The organism is Pseudomonas sp. GL_090, from assembly GCF_057837765.1.
Genome location: NZ_CM174452.1, coordinates 224875 through 240994 on the forward strand (window position 1 = coordinate 224875; position 16120 = coordinate 240994).

The window sequence follows — 16120 nt, forward strand, 5'->3', positions numbered from 1 at the left end:
TTTTGCGATGGATTGCTCAGGCTGGCTTGGCCTTCAAGGCCCTGCGCAACGCCATCAAGAGCTTCAGAATGTCCTGCGGATGAAGCCGTTGCGGCGGTTGTATGTCTGCCATGTTCTCGTCCTTGTGAGGTTTGGCCGGGAGTCTGGCCAAAAGTGGTTCGTCCTTGGAGCGGTGTTTCGAAAAAAAGATCCTTCCTACGGCGCAAGGGAAAATAGACGTCTTCCATTGCCCCGGCAAATCAGGCGCTGCTTAATCCGGCCAATACCACGCTGGCTCATCCAGAATCCGCTGACCGACAATCCCGGTTTGCCCGAGATTCTTCTCCAGCACGATGCAATTGCACTCCGGGTCTTCCTGCAATGCAGAAATCAAGCGCCTGGCGTGGGAAACCACCCACACCTGACACTGCTCTGAAACGCGGATGATCAAGCGCGCCAGCGCCGGAAGCAGGTCCGGGTGCAGGCTGGTTTCCGGCTCGTTCAGCACCATCAGTGTCGGCGGCCGTGGCGTCAGCAGCGCCGCGACCAGCAGCAGGTAACGCAAGGTTCCGTCCGACAACTCGGCGGCCGACAGCGGCCGCAACAAACCTTCCTGAAAAAATTCGATGGCGAAGCGCCCGCCGGGCAGAGGTTCGATGTTCAGTCGCGCGCCGGGGAAGGCGTCGCTGATCGCCGCCCGCAAGGCCTCGGGGTCGCCAATTTCGATGATCGTCTGCAAGGCCGCCGCCAGGTCACGACCGTCATGGTGCAATACGGGCGTGCGGGTACCGAGTTGCGGCTGGCGAACCGGTGCGTCGGCGTCACTGCGAAAGTGATCGTAGAAACGCCAGCGACGAATAAATTCACGCAGTTGCATGACTTCCGGCGTGGTGCGAAAGCTGCCGACCTGATCAAACAGGCTGTCGAAATCCGGCGTGTGTTGGGCCAGCACTTCCCACTGGCGACCGTCCCGCGCACGGACCATCGGGCCATTGCGATCCACCAGCAGGCTGGCAGGACGGTACACGGCTCCGGCCCAGATACATTCTCGTTTGATCTCGGGGTCCAGCGAAAAGTACGTGATGTGATCCGGCTGCGGCATCGGCAGTCCCAGTGCGATCGCGTAGCTGAAGTCTTCACCGGAAAAGCCCAGGCGCAAACGCATGGGCGATTGACGGACGCTGCCTTCAACCTGAACTTCACCATTACGCATGCGCCGGGAGAGGGTTTCCGGCCCGGCCCAGAAGGTCGAATCCAGACCTCCTTCACGGGCCAGGGCATTGACCACGCCGCCCTGGGCGGTTTCCGCCAGCAGGCGCAGCGCACGGTACAAGTTGGACTTGCCGCTGCCGTTGGGGCCGGTGATCAGATTCAACCGGCCCAGCGGGATCACCAGTTTGTTGATCGAGCGGTAATTGGCCACCGCGAGGGTCGTGAGCATGTGGATTCCTGAGGAGTGATCGACCGGAGGTCATTGTCAGACATGCACAGGCGTCTATGGCAAGTGTTTGAGGGCTAAAAGGGTGCGAACTTTTTCTTCATAAGACGCTCGTGCAAGGTTTAGATCCTGTTCTAAGCTCTCTGTCGTGTTGTACATGAAAAGGCCAAGGAGTTTGCATGGTGGTTCCCGGATTGAAAGTAGTAATGGCCTTGAGTGTCGTCACCCTGCTGACGGCTTGCGACGAGAAAAAGCCCGTGCAGGAATACCTGCCACGGGTGTTCGTGCAAGTCGTCAAGCCGGCGGATTACGCGGCCTCGGTTACCCTCACCGGTGATATCCAGGCACGGATACAGACGGAGCTGTCTTTTCGTGTGGGTGGCAAGATCATCCAGCGTTCGGTTGATGTCGGTGATCGAGTGACCGCCAGGCAAGTGCTGGCCCGGCTCGACCCCAAGGATTTGCAGACCAATGTCGATTCGGCCCAGGCGCAGGTCATCGCCGAACAGGCGCGGGTGACGCAGAGTGCAGCGGCGTTCGTGCGTCAGCAAAAATTGCTGCCCAAGGGCTACACCAGCCAGAGCGAATACGACTCGGCCCAGGCCGCCTTGCACAGCAGCCAGAGTGCCTTGAGCGCCGCCCAGGCGCAGTTGGCCAATGCCAAGGATCAATTGAGCTATACGGCGCTGATCGCCGACGCCCCGGGGATCATTACCGAGCGCCAGGCGGAAGTCGGCCAAGTGGTGCAGGCGACCATGCCGGTATTCAGCCTGGCCCGTGACGGCGACCGGGATGCGGTGTTCAACGTCTATGAATCACTGCTGGCCGAGAAGCCGAAAGATCAAACCATCGTCCTCAGCCTGCTCGACAACCCGGCGATCAAGACCACCGGCACCGTGCGCGAAGTCACCCCCTCGGTGTCGGCGCAATCGGGAACCGTGCAGGTCAAGGTCGGTCTCGACAAACTGCCCGACGGCATGCAATTGGGCTCGGTGGTGAGTGCCACGGCCAGGGGATCGGGCAAGTCGGTCATCGAGTTGCCGTGGTCGGCACTGACCAAGAACATCAGTGAGCCAGCTGTGTGGATTGTCGACGACAAGGGCAAGGCCCAATTGCATTCGGTCACGGTCAGTCGCTACCTGACCGGCAAGGTCATCATCAGCGACGGATTGAAGGACGGGGACAAAGTCATCATCGCAGGCGGACAACTCTTGCACCCGGACATGGAAGTCGAAATTGCCGAAAACACTTACAAGGATCTGACGTGGGGAGCCAAGCCATGAAGCCTTTATGGGCGTTGTCCATCGGGCTGGTGCTGAGCGCCTGTTCCAAAAGCGAGCCACCGCCGGCGCCGGTACGGCCGGTGCTGTCGATCAAGGTTCAGGCCTTGAGCGAAGAGGACCTGGGCCGCTTCGCCGGCAGTATCCAGGCGCGCTATGAAACCGATACCGGGTTCCGCGTGGGCGGGCGAATCGCCAGCCGTAACGTCGATGTCGGCACCGAGGTGCAGAAGGGCACATTGCTCGCCACCCTCGATCCTTCGGATCAACAGAACCAATTGCGCTCGGCCCAGGGCGATCTGGCGAAAATCCAGGCGCAACTGATCAACGCCAAGGCCACGGCCCAACGCCAGCAAGCCTTGTTTGACCGAGGGGTCGGCGCCCAAGCGCAACTCGACGAGGCTAACACGGACCTGAAAACCACCCAGGCCTCCCTCGATCAGGCTCGCGCAGCCGTCAACCAGAGCAAGGACCAACTGGGCTACACCGAGCTGCGCGCCGACCATAAAGCCGTGGTCACCCAGTGGAGTGCCGAGGCCGGGCAAGTGGTGTCGGCCGGTCAGCAAGTGGTGACCCTGGCGCAACCGGACATCAAGGAAGCGGTGATCGACCTGCCCGATACCCTGGTCGATCAACTGCCCAGCGATGTGGTGTTCCTGGTCGCTGCGCAGCTGGATCCGAGCATCAACACCACCGCCATCATCCGCGAAATCGAGCCTCAGGCTCAAAGCGCCACACGCACCCGTCGTGCCCGCCTGACCCTGGCCGAAACGCCAGAGGGCTTTCGTCTGGGGACGGCCATCAGCGTCACCCTGAGCTCGGCGATCAAGCCGCGCATCGAGTTGCCTGTCACCGCGCTACAGGAGGTCGATGGCAAGCCACGGATCTGGGTGATCGATGCACAGAGTAAAACCGTTTCTCCCCGTGAAATCACCGTGATCAGCCGTACCGACAGCACCGTGGTGCTGGCCGGCGGCGTGAAGAACGGCGAACGGGTGGTCAGTGCCGGTGTGAACAGCCTCAAGCCGGGGCAACAAGTGAAAATCGACGAGGACAGTCAATGAAAGGGCCTTTCAACCTCTCGGAATGGGCCCTCAAGCATCAGTCGTTCATCTGGTATCTGATGTTCGTCGCATTGCTGATGGGTGTGTTCTCGTACTTCAACCTGGGGCGCGAAGAAGACCCTTCGTTCACCATCAAGACCATGGTGATCCAGAGTAAATGGCCGGGGGCGACCCAGGAGGAAACCCTCAAGCAGATCACCGACCGGATCGAGAAAAAGCTCGAAGAACTCGACTCCCTCGATTATGTGAAAAGTTACACGCGCCCCGGTGAATCCACGGTGTATGTGTACCTGCGCGACACCACCAGTGCCAAGGACATCCCGGAAATCTGGTACCAGGTGCGCAAGAAGATCAACGACATCAAATACCAGTTCCCGCAGGGCATACAGGGGCCGTCGTTCAACGACGAGTTCGGTGACGTCTTCGGCTCGATCTACGCCTTCACCGCCGACGGCCTGACCCTGCGTCAGTTGCGCGACTACGTAGAACAGGCGCGCATGGAAATTCGCGGCGTGCCGGGGCTGGGCAAGATCGAAATGGTCGGCCAGCAGGACGAAGTGCTGTACCTGAACTTCTCCACGCGCAAACTCGCAGCGCTGGGCATCGATGAGCGTCAAGTGGTGCAGAGCCTGCAATCTCAGAACGCCGTGACCCCGGCGGGTGTCATCGAGGCCGGGCCGGAGCGGATTTCGGTGCGCACTTCAGGGAAGTTCGCTTCGGAGAAAGACCTGGCCGAGGTCAACCTCAAGCTCAACGATCGCTACTATCGTCTGGCCGACATTGCCGAAATCAGTCGCGGCTATGTCGATCCGGCCTCGCCGGAATTCCGCTATAACGGCAAACAGGCCATCGGCCTGGCGATCGCCATGCAGAAGGGTGGCAACGTCCAGGCGTTCGGCAAGGCCTTGCACGCCCGTATCGACCAGTTGACCGCCGACCTGCCGGTGGGTGTCGGCATTTACAACGTTTCCGACCAGGCCGTAGTGGTGGAAGAGGCCGTCGGCGGCTTTACCAGCGCGCTGTTCGAGGCGGTGGTGATCGTGCTGCTGGTCAGTTTCGTCAGCCTTGGCGTGCGCGCCGGGCTGGTGGTGGCGTGCTCGATCCCGTTGGTGCTGGCGATGGTGTTCGTGTTCATGGAATACAGCGGCATCACCATGCAGCGGATTTCCCTCGGTGCACTGATCATCGCCCTCGGCCTGCTGGTGGACGATGCGATGATCACCGTGGAAATGATGGTCACGCGCCTGGAAATGGGCGAGACCAAGGAGCAGGCGGCGACCTTCGCCTACACCTCCACGGCGTTCCCGATGCTCACCGGTACGCTGGTGACGGTGGCGGGCTTCGTACCGATTGGCTTGAATGCCAGCTCCGCCGGTGAGTACACCTACACCCTGTTTGCGGTGATCGCCTGCGCGATGCTGGTGTCATGGGTGGTGGCGGTTCTGTTTGCGCCGGTGATCGGCGTGCACATTCTCAGTACCAATGTGAAACCCCATGAAGGCGAACCCGGGCGCATCGGCAAGGCGTTCAACGGCGGGCTGCTGTGGTGCATGCGCAATCGCTGGTGGGCCATCGGCATCACCGTGCTGTGCTTTGTGCTGGCGGTGTTCAGCATGCGCTACGTGCAGAACCAGTTCTTCCCGTCTTCGGATCGCCCGGAAATCCTGGTGGACCTGAACCTGCCGCAAAACGCCTCGCTCGACGAAACCCGCCGGGCCGTCGATCGTCTCGAAGCCACGCTCAAGGACGATCCGGACATCGTGCGCTGGAGCACCTACGTCGGTCAGGGCGCGATCCGTTTCTACCTGCCACTGGACCAACAACTGCAAAACCCCTTCTACGCGCAGTTGGTGATCGTCAGCAAAGGCCATACCCGTGAAGCCATGATGCAGAAGCTTCGCGAGCGCTTGCGCAACGACTTCGTCGGCATCGGCAGTTATGTCCAGGCACTGGAAATGGGCCCGCCGGTAGGGCGTCCGATCCAGTACCGGGTCAGCGGCAAGGACATCGACCAGGTGCGCCGACATGCCATCGACCTGGCCACGGAGCTGGACAAGAACCCGCACATTGGCGAGATCATCTACGACTGGAACGAGCCGGGCAAAGTCCTGCGCATCGATATCGCCCAGGACAAGGCGCGGCAACTGGGGCTGTCTTCCGAGGATGTGGCCAACCTGATGAACGGCATTGTCAGCGGCCAGACGGTGACCCAGGTCGATGACGACATTTACCTGATCAACGTGGTCGGTCGCGCGGTGGATTCCGAACGCGGTACACCGGAAACCCTGCAGAACCTGCAGATCGTCACGCCGAGCGGTACGTCGATTCCATTGCTGGCGTTCGCCACGGTGCGCTACGAACTGGAGCAGCCGCTGGTGTGGCGTCGCGATCGTCTACCGACCATCACCATCAAGGCGGCAATACGCGACGAGATCCAGCCGACGGACCTGGTGAAAATCCTCAAGCCGTCCATCGACGCTTTCGCAGCCAAACTGCCGGCGGGCTACAAGGTCGCCACCGGTGGTACGGTGGAGGAAAGCGGCAAGGCCCAGGGCCCGATTGCCAAGGTGGTGCCGCTGATGCTGTTCATGATGGCGACCTTCCTGATGATCCAGCTGCACAGCGTGCAGAAGCTGTTCCTGGTGGCCAGCGTTGCGCCGCTGGGGCTGATCGGCGTGGTGATCGCGCTGGTGCCGACGGGCACGCCTATGGGCTTCGTGGCGATCCTCGGGATTCTGGCGCTGATTGGTATCATCATCCGTAACTCGGTGATCCTGGTGACCCAGATCGAAGAGTACGAGCACAAGGGCTACGCGCCGTGGGATGCGGTGGTGCAGGCTACCGAACATCGACGTCGGCCGATCCTGCTGACCGCTGCGGCGGCGAGCATGGGGATGATCCCGATTGCCCGGGAAGTGTTCTGGGGGCCGATGGCCTACGCCATGATCGGCGGGATCGTCATCGCCACCTTGCTGACGCTGCTGTTTTTGCCGGCGCTGTATGTGGCCTGGTACAAGATTCGCGAGCCGAAGAAAGAGGCGCAGTAAGGGCGAGCGCTTCGCGCTCATCGCGAGCAGGCTCGCTCCCACAGGGGTTATGTGAACGCCGAGATCCAATGTGGGAGCGAGCTTGCTCGCGATGGCGTCCGAATTGACTACACAGCCTTACGCCAGACACTCGCCAACCAAGGCTGCTGCTCCCGCGGCAGCCCGGGCGGCCGGTAGTAATGCTCCAGTTCGACAAACCCCGCCTCGATCAACAAATGCTGCCAGGCAACCAGGTCGTGGTACGACCCATAACGCGGCCCGTTCCAGCCTTCCTGATTCTCGCCACGAGGATTGGAACTGAACAACACCCCGCCCGGTTTCAGCGCTCCCCACAATTGCTTCAACACCCGCGGCAATTCCTGACGCGGAACATGAAACAGCACCGCGTTGGCAAAAATCCCGTCGAAACGCTCGGCCGGCAGATCAAGCTTCAGGAAGTCCTGCTGCCACACCTCGCAACCGCTGTCCTCACGGGCCATCTGTGCGAATTTTTCCGAACCGTCGAGGCCGACCGCCTTGTGCCCCATACGGGTGAACGTCTGCAGATCACGACCCGGTCCGCAGCCAAAATCGAGAATGTCGAAAGGTGCCTCGCCCTGAATGTGCCGCAGCAGGGCATCGATGTTCTGGCTGACGTCGTGATCGCGCGTGCCTTCGCGAAAGTCTTCGGCGACCGCATTGTAATGGCCGAGGGTCGTGGAGGTGATCTGTTCGAGGTCGTCGGGCGTCTGTTTCATCGTCGGGCTGCGCAGGCAATTTGGATTCACAGAATATACGCCATGAGGCCTGGGGCTGCTGCGCAGCCCATCGCGAGCAGGCTCGCTCCCACACTGATTCGCGCCGTGCATAAATTTTGTGTGCGCTGAGGATCAACTGTGGGAGCGAGCCTGCTCGCGAAGGCGATATCACTGACAACAGAAGATTCAGCCCTTTTTCATCCCCAAACACTCAATGGAGTGATCCACCATCGCCTTGGCAATCTCCAGCAAATGCCAGATCGAGTACACCATCGCCCGCTCGGCGCCCTTGAGTTGATCGCCACACTGATACGCGGTGACCGAAGCACAACGCAGCAGGTCGGCGACATAGAGCTGGGTGTCTTCAAAACTCACGTCTTTGCTGACGTTGTAGAAGCGCATTTCATCGGGGGGTGTGGGTTGCTTGCCGGTGAGGTGGAAATCGATGGCTCGGTAGAGCGCGGAACGATCCCTGAGCAAATCGTCGGTGACGGTTTCGTTGGAGGGACTTTCGGGAGGTGGATCGGGAACGGGTTTCTTCATTGGTAAAACTCCTGACTATAAGTTGGAGCCAACCGATTTCGCGACTAAACGAATAGGGGGTGGCGGCTGCACACAGGTTAGTCGACCGGCCGCCAGGCAAAACCGGCGCACCACGAGGGTGCCCTGCGCACAGCCACCATAAAATTCAGGCAATAAATAACACCTGAAAAAAGGTGACGCTGTGCGCCCGACGCGGATCCGGGCGACTAAACCCGATCACTGATGAGCAGTGACGGACCGAGACTAGCCACGGAATTCGGCAGGCGCAAGCGAGCGAAATGATCTAGGAAATGTCCTGCAAAAGAAAGGGAACGAGCCTGCAAAATCGCTGATTTTCCTGTACGAAATATCATCAAGATCGCCACTCGTGTAGGAGCGAGCTTGCTCGCGAAAAACCTGAGGGCGCCACGGGGAATCTGGTTTCCCGCGTTATCGTTGACCTCCATCGCGAGCAGGCTCGCTCCTACAGGGCTAGCGCTTGTTCAACCCCCGCGCCAACCGGTCCCCACCTAACTGAACCACCGCCACCACCGCCACCAGCAACACAATCACCGTCAACATGATCTGGCTATCAAAGCGCTGATACCCATACCGATAGGCAATGTCCCCCAGTCCACCGGCGCCAATCGCCCCGGCCATGGCCGACGAATTGATCATGGTCACCAAGGTAATCGTGAACCCGCCAACAATCCCCGGCAGCGCCTCAGGCAACAACACATGCCAGACGATGTGCCAACGCCGGCAACCCATGGCTTGCGCCGCTTCAATCAATCCATGATCGACCTCGCGCAAGCTGACTTCGGCAATGCGTGCAAAGAAAGGAGTAGCAGCGATGGTCAACGGCACCACGGCCGCCCACACGCCGTAGGTGGTGCCGACGATGAGCCGAGTGAACGGAATCAGCGCCACCATCAATATCAGAAACGGAATCGAGCGGAACAAATTCACGAACGCACCCAGTGCGCGGTTCAGCGCCGGGGCTTCGTAGATGCCGCCCCTGGAGCTGGTGACCAGGATCACCGCCAGCGGAATGCCCGCCAACAGCGCGATCAACGACGACACACCGACCATCAGGAACGTGTCGATGAAACCCTGCAGCAAGCGATCAAACCACATAGCCCAGCACCTCCACCTGTTGCGCCCAATGACCGGCGCGTTGACGCAACTCTTCGGCACCGAGCGTCGAGCCGGTCACCGCCAGCAGCAGTTGCCCGAGGGCATGGCCCTGAATCCGCTCCACGCCGCCTTGCAGCAATCGCACACGGCCTCCAAGGGCGCTGAACAATGCCGCCAGGTCCGGTTCGTCCCGTTGGTTGCCGGTGAACTGCAAGCGCAAGACCACGGCGGTGTCCGGGGACTGTGGCTGCGCCTGCAAACGACTTTGCAGCTCTTTGGGCAATGCGTGTTGCAACGGCGCCAGCAATGTCTTGCTGACCTCGTGCTGCGGATTGCCGAACACTTCCCACACCGGCCCTTGCTCGGCGATACGTCCGTGCTCCAGGACAACCACGCGATCACAGATCTCACGGATCACCGCCATCTCATGGGTGATCAAAACGATGGTCAGGCCCAGGCGCTGATTGATCTCGCGCAGCAGGCCGAGGATCGACTGCGTGGTCTCCGGGTCGAGCGCCGAGGTGGCTTCGTCGCACAGCAGGATTTGCGGGTCATGCACCAGCGCCCGGGCAATGCCCACGCGCTGTTTCTGCCCGCCGGACAACTGCGCCGGGTAGGCCTTGTGTTTGGCCTGCAAGCCCACCAGTTCCAGCAGTTCACGGACCTTCTGTTCGCGTTGTTCCTTGGGCACACCGGCGACTTTCAGCGGCAGCTCGACGTTCTGCCAAACGGTCTTGGCCGACATCAGGTTGAAGTGCTGGAAGATCATGCCGATGCGCCGACGCAGCGCCACCAGGCGGTCCTCATCGAACTCGCCGATGTCCACTTGGTCGATCAGCACTCGGCCGCTGCTCGGTTGTTCCAGGCGATTGATGGTGCGGATCAGCGACGACTTGCCGGCGCCGCTGCGACCGATGATACCGAACACTTCGCCGCGCCGGATCGCCAGGTCGATGCCGTGCAACGCGGCCACCGGGCCTTGCTGGCCGTTGTAGGTTTTGCCCAGATTGATGAAGCGCACATGAGCGCGATTGAGCTCGGGATGCAGCTCGGTTTGTTCAGCACGTAGAGGCTCTGGAAGCTCCAGTCGCCGTTGAATGGCGGCGCTCATGTTCAGCTTTCCCAACCGGCTTGATAGAGCTTGCCGTGAGCCTTGTCCAGTGCGGCGCGTACAGCCGGTGAGTGCTGGTAGATGTCGACGAACCTGATCAGGCGCGGGTCGGTTTTGCTCTTGGGCTGGATCACGAACTGAATCACGTACTCCTTGTGATCGAGGCCGTCGAACAGCAGCGCGGAGCCCGCGTCGAAGGTTTTCGACAAGCGAATGTAGGCCGGGTAGCCCTGCACCAGATCGGCATCGTCATAGGCGCGAACCAGTTGCACGGCTTCGACCTGGAGGATCTTGATGTGCTTCGGGTTGGCGATGATGTCTTCTTCGGTGGCCTTGTAGCCGACGCCGGGCTTGAGCGTGATCAGACCGGCCTTGGCCAGCAGCTGCAAGCCACGACCGCTGTTGATCGGATCGTTGGCGATAGCCACACTGGCGCCTTCTGGCAGCTCGTCAAAGCTTTTGTATTTCTTCGAGTAGAGGCCGACGTTGTTGATGATGCCGGGTGCGAACGGTACCAGGTCGAAACCCGAAGCGGCCTTGGCGTTCTCCAGGAACGGGATGTGCTGGAAGTAGTTCACGTCGATGTCGCCTGAAGCCAGGCTGACGTTCGGTGCAATCCAGTCGCTGAACTCCACCAGTTCGACTTTCAGGCCTTGTTTGCCAGCTTCTTCGACGGCCGCTTCAAGGGGAATGGCGAAGGCGGCGGTGGTGCCGATTTTCAGTGGGGCGTCGGCTGCGAAGGTCACCGAACTGAACAGGCCGAGGGCCAGGGCCAGTGCTTTGACTGGGTGGGAGAGGTCGTTCTTTTTCATGATGAGTTATCCAGTCAGTGCATTAAGTTTGTGGTGTCTGTTCGGGTCTCATCGCGAGCAGGCTCGCTCCTACAGGGGTTTTGAGAACGCCAGAGATCTACTGTAGGAGCGAGCCTGCTCGCGATGCTTTTAGCGTCGGAAGGCCGAGCCGGTATGTTGCTCAGGCAAAAACGCCTCTCGCTGAAACAGCTTTTCGCGCAAGGTGCCGCCGTCGTACGCCGTCTTGTACGAGCCCCGCCGCTGCAACTCGGGGATCACGAGCTCGATGAAATCCACATAGCTTTCCGGCGTGACGATGCGGGTCAGGTTGAAGCCATCCAGCCCGGTTTCGGCGATCCACGACTCCAGCTCATCCGCCACTTGCTGCGGCGAACCGACCACAGTGATGTAGCGACCGCCGAGGGCGTGTTGTTCCAGCAGTTTGCGTCGCGTCCAGTCGTTGTTTTGCAGGTGCCTGGTGGCGGACTGGATCGCATTGCTCTTCACGTACTGGATCGGCTCGTCGATTTCATATTGGGAAAAATCGATCCCGGTGGACGCCGAGAAGTGCGCCACGCCGGCTTCGGCACTGGCGTAGCTCAAGTATTCGGCGTGCTTGGCCCAGGCCAGCTCTTCCGTGGCGCCAACGATCACGTTCAGGCCCATGAACACCTTGATGTCCTCGGGATTGCGCCCGGCGGAGGCGGCGCTGGCGCGCACCTTGTCCACCTGAGCCTTGGTCGATGCCTTGGTCTGGCCGCTGATGAACACGCACTCGGCATGTCGCCCGGCGAACAGCAAACCGCGATCCGAACTGCCGGCCTGGAACAGCACCGGCGTGCGCTGCGGTGAGGGCTCGCAGAGGTGATAACCCTCAACCTGATAGAACTCGCCCTTGTGCTCGACCTTGTGCACTTTGTCCGGCTGCGCGTAGATCCGTTGCTGCGGATCGTTGAGCACCGCGCCGTTTTCCCAACTGCCTTCCAGGAGTTTGTAGAGCACCTCCAGGTACTCGTCGGCCTGGTCATAGCGGCGGTCATGCTCGACCTGTTCGCTCAGGCCCATGGCCTTGGCGGCGCTGTCGAGATAGCCGGTGACGATGTTCCAGCCGACTCGCCCACGGCTCAGGTGGTCCAGCGTCGACAGGCGGCGGGCGAACAGATACGGCGCTTCGTAGGTGAGGTTGGCGGTCAGGCCAAAACCGAGGTTTTTCGTTACCGCCGCCATGGCCGAGACCAGCAGCAGCGGATCGTTGACCGGTAGCTGGATCGACTCTTTCAACGGCACGTCCACCGAGTTCTGGTAGACGTCGTAGACCCCGACGATGTCAGCAATGAACAGACCGTCGAACAGCCCGCGCTCCAGAAGCTGCGCCAGTTCGGTCCAATATTCGATCGTGTTGTAGCGGGTGGACGTGTCGCGCGGGTGCGTCCACAAGCCGTGGTTGATGTGCCCGATGCAATTCATGTTGAACGCGTTGAGCAGGATTTTCTTTTTCGCGGCGGTCATCAAATGGTCCCCCGCAGTGGCGGGTTTTCATCGTTGAGGTAGTAATTGCCCACCGCGTGATACTTCCAGCGCACCGGGTCGTGCAGGGTGTGCACCCGGGCGTTGCGCCAGTGGCGGTCGAGGCCGTGTTCGATCAGGGTTGCCTGGCTGCCGGCCAGTTCGAACAGCGTGCTGCCGGCGGCCAGGGAGATTTCGGTGCTGAGGGCGCGGGCTTCGGCGACGGCAATCGACGCAGCCGCGACGGTCTCGGCATGGGTGTCGGCCTGGGTCTTGTCGAGGTATTCACCGGCACGCTCCAGCAGCGCCTCGGCGGCGTGCAGGCGAATGCTCAAGTGGCCGAAGCTCTTGAGGGTCAGCGGATCGTCCGTGGCTTTTTCGTGGGTGGCGTCGATCCACGGCCGGGTTTTGGTACGCACGAAATGCAGCGCATCTTCATACGCGGCGCGGGCGATGCCGGTGTCGATGGCGGCATGGAGAATCTGCGCCAGCGGGCCAACCGGGGTCGGGCGTTCGAAAGCGCTCTGAAAGGGGATGACGTCTTCGGCGGCGACGTAGACATCTTCGAACACCACCGAACCGCTACCGGTGGTGCGCTGGCCGAAGCCGCTCCAGTCGTCGATCACGCTCAGGCCCTTGCTGTCGCGCGGGACGAACGCCAGTTGCTGCACGCCGTTTTCATCCACCACCGAGGTGGGAATGCGCTGGGCGTAGATCGCGCCCGTGGCGTAGAACTTGCGGCCATTGATGCGATAGCCGCTGGCGTCGCGAGTCAGGCTGGTGACGCGATCGTGTGCGGTTTTAGTGCCGAGTTCGGCCAACGCATTGCCGAAGCGCTGACCGGCCAAAACCTCGGCGTACAGGCGTTGCTTTTGCTCGTGGCTGCCGTTCACCCGCAGTACTTCGAGGGCATAGAAATGGTTCTGTGGGATCTGCCCAAGGGAGCCGTCGGCCCGGGCGATCAAGGCGATGACCTTGGCCAGGGTGACGTTGGAAACACCGGCGCCGCCGAATTCCTTTGGCACGCTGATGCCCCACAGGCCCGAGCGGGAAAACACCTCCAGTTCCGGGTGTGGCAAACGGCGTTCGCGGTCGCGTGTGGCGCTGTCGCGCTTGAAGTCTTCGGCAAGGTCGCTGGCGACGATCAGGGCTTGTTCATCGCTGGTGATGACCGCGACGGGGTGAGAACTTGTCATGTGTTTCTCCAGAGCTCTGGTAAAAAGTGTTCTGGTCGTCAGATCCAGGAATGGCGATTAGGCAGCGTGCCATTGAGGCGGTAGGCGCCGACCGCGTGATACTTCCAGCGCACCGGGTCGTGCAGGGTGTGTACCCGGGCGTTGCGCCAGTGGCGGTCGAAGTTGAATTCGGCGAGGGTCGCGCGGCTGCCGGCCAGCTCGAAGAGCTTTTCGCTGGCCAGCAATGAAATCTCGGTGGTCAGCACTTTGGCTTCGGCCACGGCAATCGAGGCGCGGGCGGCGGACTCGACGGTGAAGGGTGCGGCGCTGACGTCATCGAGCACTTGCCCGGCCTTGCGCAGCAGCGCTTCGGCGGCGTGCAGTTCGATTTTCAACTTGCCGATATCGGCGATCACGTACAGGTCATCGCTGGCCCGCTCGACCTTGGCGTCGATCCACGGCCGGGCGCGGGTTTTCACGAAGTCGATGGCGTCGTCGATGGCGCCTCGGGCGATACCGGCGTCGATGGCCGCTTGAATCAGTTGCGAGACGGCACCCTGGATGTTCGGCGTGTCGTTGATCCGCCAGTTATCCACCACCCATTCAGGATCGGCCCGCACGTTGTTGAGCAAAATCGTGCCGCTGGCGGTGGTGCGCTGACCAAAGCCGGACCAGTCATCGACGATGCGCAATCCCGGTGTGCCGCGCCGGACGAACGCCAACACTTGTTTGCCATCGTCGTTCAGCGCTTTGACCGCGACCCAATGGGCGAACAGTGCGCCAGTGGAATAGAACTTCTGGCCATTGAGGACGCCGTCTGCGGTGATGCGTGCCTTCAGTTCCAGGGTATTTTTGGTGCCGCGTTCCGGCCCGGCATTGCCGATGCGCCAGCCATCCAGGACGCTTTTGAACAGTTGTTTTTTCTGCGCTTCGGTGGCGCTGCCGAGCACCAGGTTGAGAATGCCGAACTGGTTTTGCGGGATCTGCCCAAGCGCCGGGTCCGCCGCGGAAATGATCGCGAAGACCTCGGCCAGGGTGACGAACGAAACCTGCGGGCCGCCGTACTCGCGGGGGATGGAAATACTGCCCAGGCCGCTGCGGGTGAACTGTTCTATTTCAGACCACGGGAGCTTGCGCTGCCGGTCACGTTTGGCTGCTTGCAGGCGGGCGACTTGCGCCAGTTCGTGGGCCGCGTTGATGGCTTGAGCATCGTTGCGCAGGACTTTTGCGGGCAACAACAGCGGGGCGATGTCCAGATCACTCTGGACGTTTGCATCTGCCAGACTGGACATCAGTGCCGCTCCTTGGCTGCACGCAATGCCCTGGCGATCTGCACTGGGGTGATTGTGTTCCGGACCATACCTACCTCACATCTTATGGAAGCGCCGCTTGTGGCAGCGCATGAAATCAAGGATGTCCGGTGGTCCGGTTTATATACCCTAAACGTGTATAAATATTTTATGAACTAACTTTTAGGAATATAGATAGAAGGATGACTCCACCGCAGAGGCCTTTTCATCGTCTACGGGGTTCGGCAGCCTTGAGGGGTTGTTTCTTCGGGACTTTCAGATAGGTATTTGCACATCCGATTTTCAGCGTACGGGCCGGCGCCCAGCGGGAGTTGTTGCCCACCCGGTCGAGAATGCAGTACGTCACTTCCAGCCGCAGGTCTTCGCCAGCTTCGAGGATGATGGCCGGCGGTATCCAGACCTGAATCGGCTGACCCACATCGGCGGACTTGAGCCGTGGCAGGTCCATGCGCACATCGCCCCAGCGCAGGGTGATTTCGTCGTCCACGGCCATGTTCAGGTACGGCTCGATGGTCAAGGGAACACCGCGTTTGACCTGGCTCGGGTTGACCCCCTGACGGCGAATCGCCTCGGGAATGCTCACCGGTGCCAGGCACTGGTTTTCATCGCCGCACAGCGCGGAAGGTTGGCCGCCCGGACAGTCGAGTTTGACCTGCAAGTTTCGGCTGGCCGAAATCACCGCATCTCGACCTACCTGCATGACCCGGTAGTGAAGGCGCGAGGTACCGTTGGCGACAAAGCTTTCAGGCACCCGCAGTTGTACCGGTTGGCCGACGTCGCTGGCTGTCAGCACGCGGGAGGCCACGTAGCAGTTGTCCCAGAACAGTTCGATCAGGTCGCCTTCGTCCATGGCGGGGTAAGGCGCCACATCGATCAGCAGGTGCGCCGCGCAAGTGACGTTGATACCGGTCTTGTTGGTTTGCGCCAGGGTCGGGGCCACAAGCCCGGATTTGTTCGAGGTGCTTTTCATGAAGTCTCCTTGAAGTCTTGCAACGAAGTCCGTTTCTGGGAAATCAAAAACTA

13 protein-coding genes are annotated in these 16120 nt (G+C 60.8%); 3 read left to right on the forward strand and 10 right to left on the reverse strand.

What is annotated here, in order from left to right:
* Nucleotides 1-250: 250 nt before the first annotated feature.
* On the reverse strand, nucleotides 251-1420 hold the full coding sequence (locus AC3ITA_RS00980) for an AAA family ATPase (protein WP_095944987.1): 1170 nt from the start codon (nucleotides 1418-1420) through the stop codon (nucleotides 251-253).
* Between the two features lie 176 nt (nucleotides 1421-1596).
* Between AC3ITA_RS00980 and AC3ITA_RS00985 the strand changes: the two genes are divergently transcribed.
* Genes AC3ITA_RS00985 through AC3ITA_RS00995 form a run of 3 tightly spaced genes read left to right on the forward strand, consistent with a single transcriptional unit; the run spans nucleotide 1597 to nucleotide 6808 of the window.
* Nucleotides 1597-2700, forward strand: a complete 1104-nt coding sequence (locus tag AC3ITA_RS00985; RefSeq protein WP_095944986.1) for an efflux RND transporter periplasmic adaptor subunit — start codon at nucleotides 1597-1599, stop codon at nucleotides 2698-2700.
* Nucleotides 2697-3761, forward strand: coding sequence for an efflux RND transporter periplasmic adaptor subunit (locus tag AC3ITA_RS00990; RefSeq protein ID WP_095944985.1), 1065 nt, complete (start codon nucleotides 2697-2699; stop codon nucleotides 3759-3761). Before AC3ITA_RS00985 ends, AC3ITA_RS00990 begins: the two co-directional genes overlap by 4 nt.
* Entirely contained in the window at nucleotides 3758-6808 is a 3051-nt protein-coding gene (locus tag AC3ITA_RS00995) for an efflux RND transporter permease subunit (RefSeq protein WP_489279165.1), read from the forward strand. The genes AC3ITA_RS00990 and AC3ITA_RS00995 overlap by 4 nt, the downstream gene beginning before the upstream one ends.
* Before the next feature lie 107 nt (nucleotides 6809-6915).
* Here AC3ITA_RS00995 and AC3ITA_RS01000 read toward each other — a convergent pair whose 3' ends face one another.
* From AC3ITA_RS01000 to AC3ITA_RS01040, 9 genes are all read right to left on the reverse strand, one after another.
* On the reverse strand, nucleotides 6916-7545 hold the full coding sequence (locus tag AC3ITA_RS01000) for a class I SAM-dependent methyltransferase (RefSeq protein WP_489279166.1): 630 nt from the start codon (nucleotides 7543-7545) through the stop codon (nucleotides 6916-6918).
* A gap of 186 nt (nucleotides 7546-7731) precedes the next feature.
* On the reverse strand, nucleotides 7732-8088 hold the full coding sequence (locus AC3ITA_RS01005; protein WP_095944982.1) for a DUF6124 family protein: 357 nt from the start codon (nucleotides 8086-8088) through the stop codon (nucleotides 7732-7734).
* A 471-nt stretch (nucleotides 8089-8559) separates the two neighbouring features.
* A complete protein-coding gene (locus AC3ITA_RS01010; protein WP_095944980.1) occupies nucleotides 8560-9204 on the reverse strand; it encodes a methionine ABC transporter permease in 645 nt (214 codons plus the stop codon).
* Nucleotides 9194-10315, reverse strand: a complete 1122-nt coding sequence (locus AC3ITA_RS01015; RefSeq protein WP_489279168.1) for a methionine ABC transporter ATP-binding protein — start codon at nucleotides 10313-10315, stop codon at nucleotides 9194-9196. Before AC3ITA_RS01015 ends, AC3ITA_RS01010 begins: the two co-directional genes overlap by 11 nt.
* 2 nt (nucleotides 10316-10317) lie before the next feature.
* On the reverse strand, nucleotides 10318-11127 hold the full coding sequence (locus AC3ITA_RS01020) for a MetQ/NlpA family ABC transporter substrate-binding protein (protein ID WP_489279169.1): 810 nt from the start codon (nucleotides 11125-11127) through the stop codon (nucleotides 10318-10320).
* 129 nt (nucleotides 11128-11256) lie between these two features.
* The gene (locus AC3ITA_RS01025) at nucleotides 11257-12615 is read right to left on the reverse strand and encodes an LLM class flavin-dependent oxidoreductase (RefSeq protein WP_095944977.1); all 1359 of its coding nucleotides are present in this window, start codon (nucleotides 12613-12615) and stop codon (nucleotides 11257-11259) included.
* The gene (locus AC3ITA_RS01030) at nucleotides 12615-13808 is read right to left on the reverse strand and encodes an SfnB family sulfur acquisition oxidoreductase (RefSeq protein ID WP_150673690.1); all 1194 of its coding nucleotides are present in this window, start codon (nucleotides 13806-13808) and stop codon (nucleotides 12615-12617) included. Before AC3ITA_RS01030 ends, AC3ITA_RS01025 begins: the two co-directional genes overlap by 1 nt.
* Before the next feature lie 38 nt (nucleotides 13809-13846).
* Complete coding sequence (locus tag AC3ITA_RS01035) at nucleotides 13847-15079, reverse strand: SfnB family sulfur acquisition oxidoreductase (protein WP_489279170.1); 1233 nt, start codon at nucleotides 15077-15079, stop codon at nucleotides 13847-13849.
* Between the two features lie 223 nt (nucleotides 15080-15302).
* Entirely contained in the window at nucleotides 15303-16067 is a 765-nt protein-coding gene (locus tag AC3ITA_RS01040; RefSeq protein WP_489279172.1) for a hypothetical protein, read from the reverse strand.
* Nucleotides 16068-16120 lie beyond the last annotated feature (53 nt).

Coding starts and splice junctions, on each gene's coding strand:
- AC3ITA_RS01030 (WP_150673690.1), bottom strand. CDS start 13,808: ATGACAAGTTCTCACCCCGTCGCGGTCATCACCAGCGATGAACAAGCC.
- AC3ITA_RS01015 (WP_489279168.1), bottom strand. CDS start 10,315: ATGAGCGCCGCCATTCAACGGCGACTGGAGCTTCCAGAGCCTCTACGT.
- AC3ITA_RS00995 (WP_489279165.1), top strand. CDS start 3,758: ATGAAAGGGCCTTTCAACCTCTCGGAATGGGCCCTCAAGCATCAGTCG.
- AC3ITA_RS00990 (WP_095944985.1), top strand. CDS start 2,697: ATGAAGCCTTTATGGGCGTTGTCCATCGGGCTGGTGCTGAGCGCCTGT.
- AC3ITA_RS01010 (WP_095944980.1), bottom strand. CDS start 9,204: ATGTGGTTTGATCGCTTGCTGCAGGGTTTCATCGACACGTTCCTGATG.
- AC3ITA_RS01020 (WP_489279169.1), bottom strand. CDS start 11,127: ATGAAAAAGAACGACCTCTCCCACCCAGTCAAAGCACTGGCCCTGGCC.
- AC3ITA_RS00980 (WP_095944987.1), bottom strand. CDS start 1,420: ATGCTCACGACCCTCGCGGTGGCCAATTACCGCTCGATCAACAAACTG.
- AC3ITA_RS01040 (WP_489279172.1), bottom strand. CDS start 16,067: ATGAAAAGCACCTCGAACAAATCCGGGCTTGTGGCCCCGACCCTGGCG.
- AC3ITA_RS01035 (WP_489279170.1), bottom strand. CDS start 15,079: ATGTCCAGTCTGGCAGATGCAAACGTCCAGAGTGATCTGGACATCGCC.
- AC3ITA_RS00985 (WP_095944986.1), top strand. CDS start 1,597: ATGGTGGTTCCCGGATTGAAAGTAGTAATGGCCTTGAGTGTCGTCACC.
- AC3ITA_RS01005 (WP_095944982.1), bottom strand. CDS start 8,088: ATGAAGAAACCCGTTCCCGATCCACCTCCCGAAAGTCCCTCCAACGAA.
- AC3ITA_RS01025 (WP_095944977.1), bottom strand. CDS start 12,615: ATGACCGCCGCGAAAAAGAAAATCCTGCTCAACGCGTTCAACATGAAT.
- AC3ITA_RS01000 (WP_489279166.1), bottom strand. CDS start 7,545: ATGAAACAGACGCCCGACGACCTCGAACAGATCACCTCCACGACCCTC.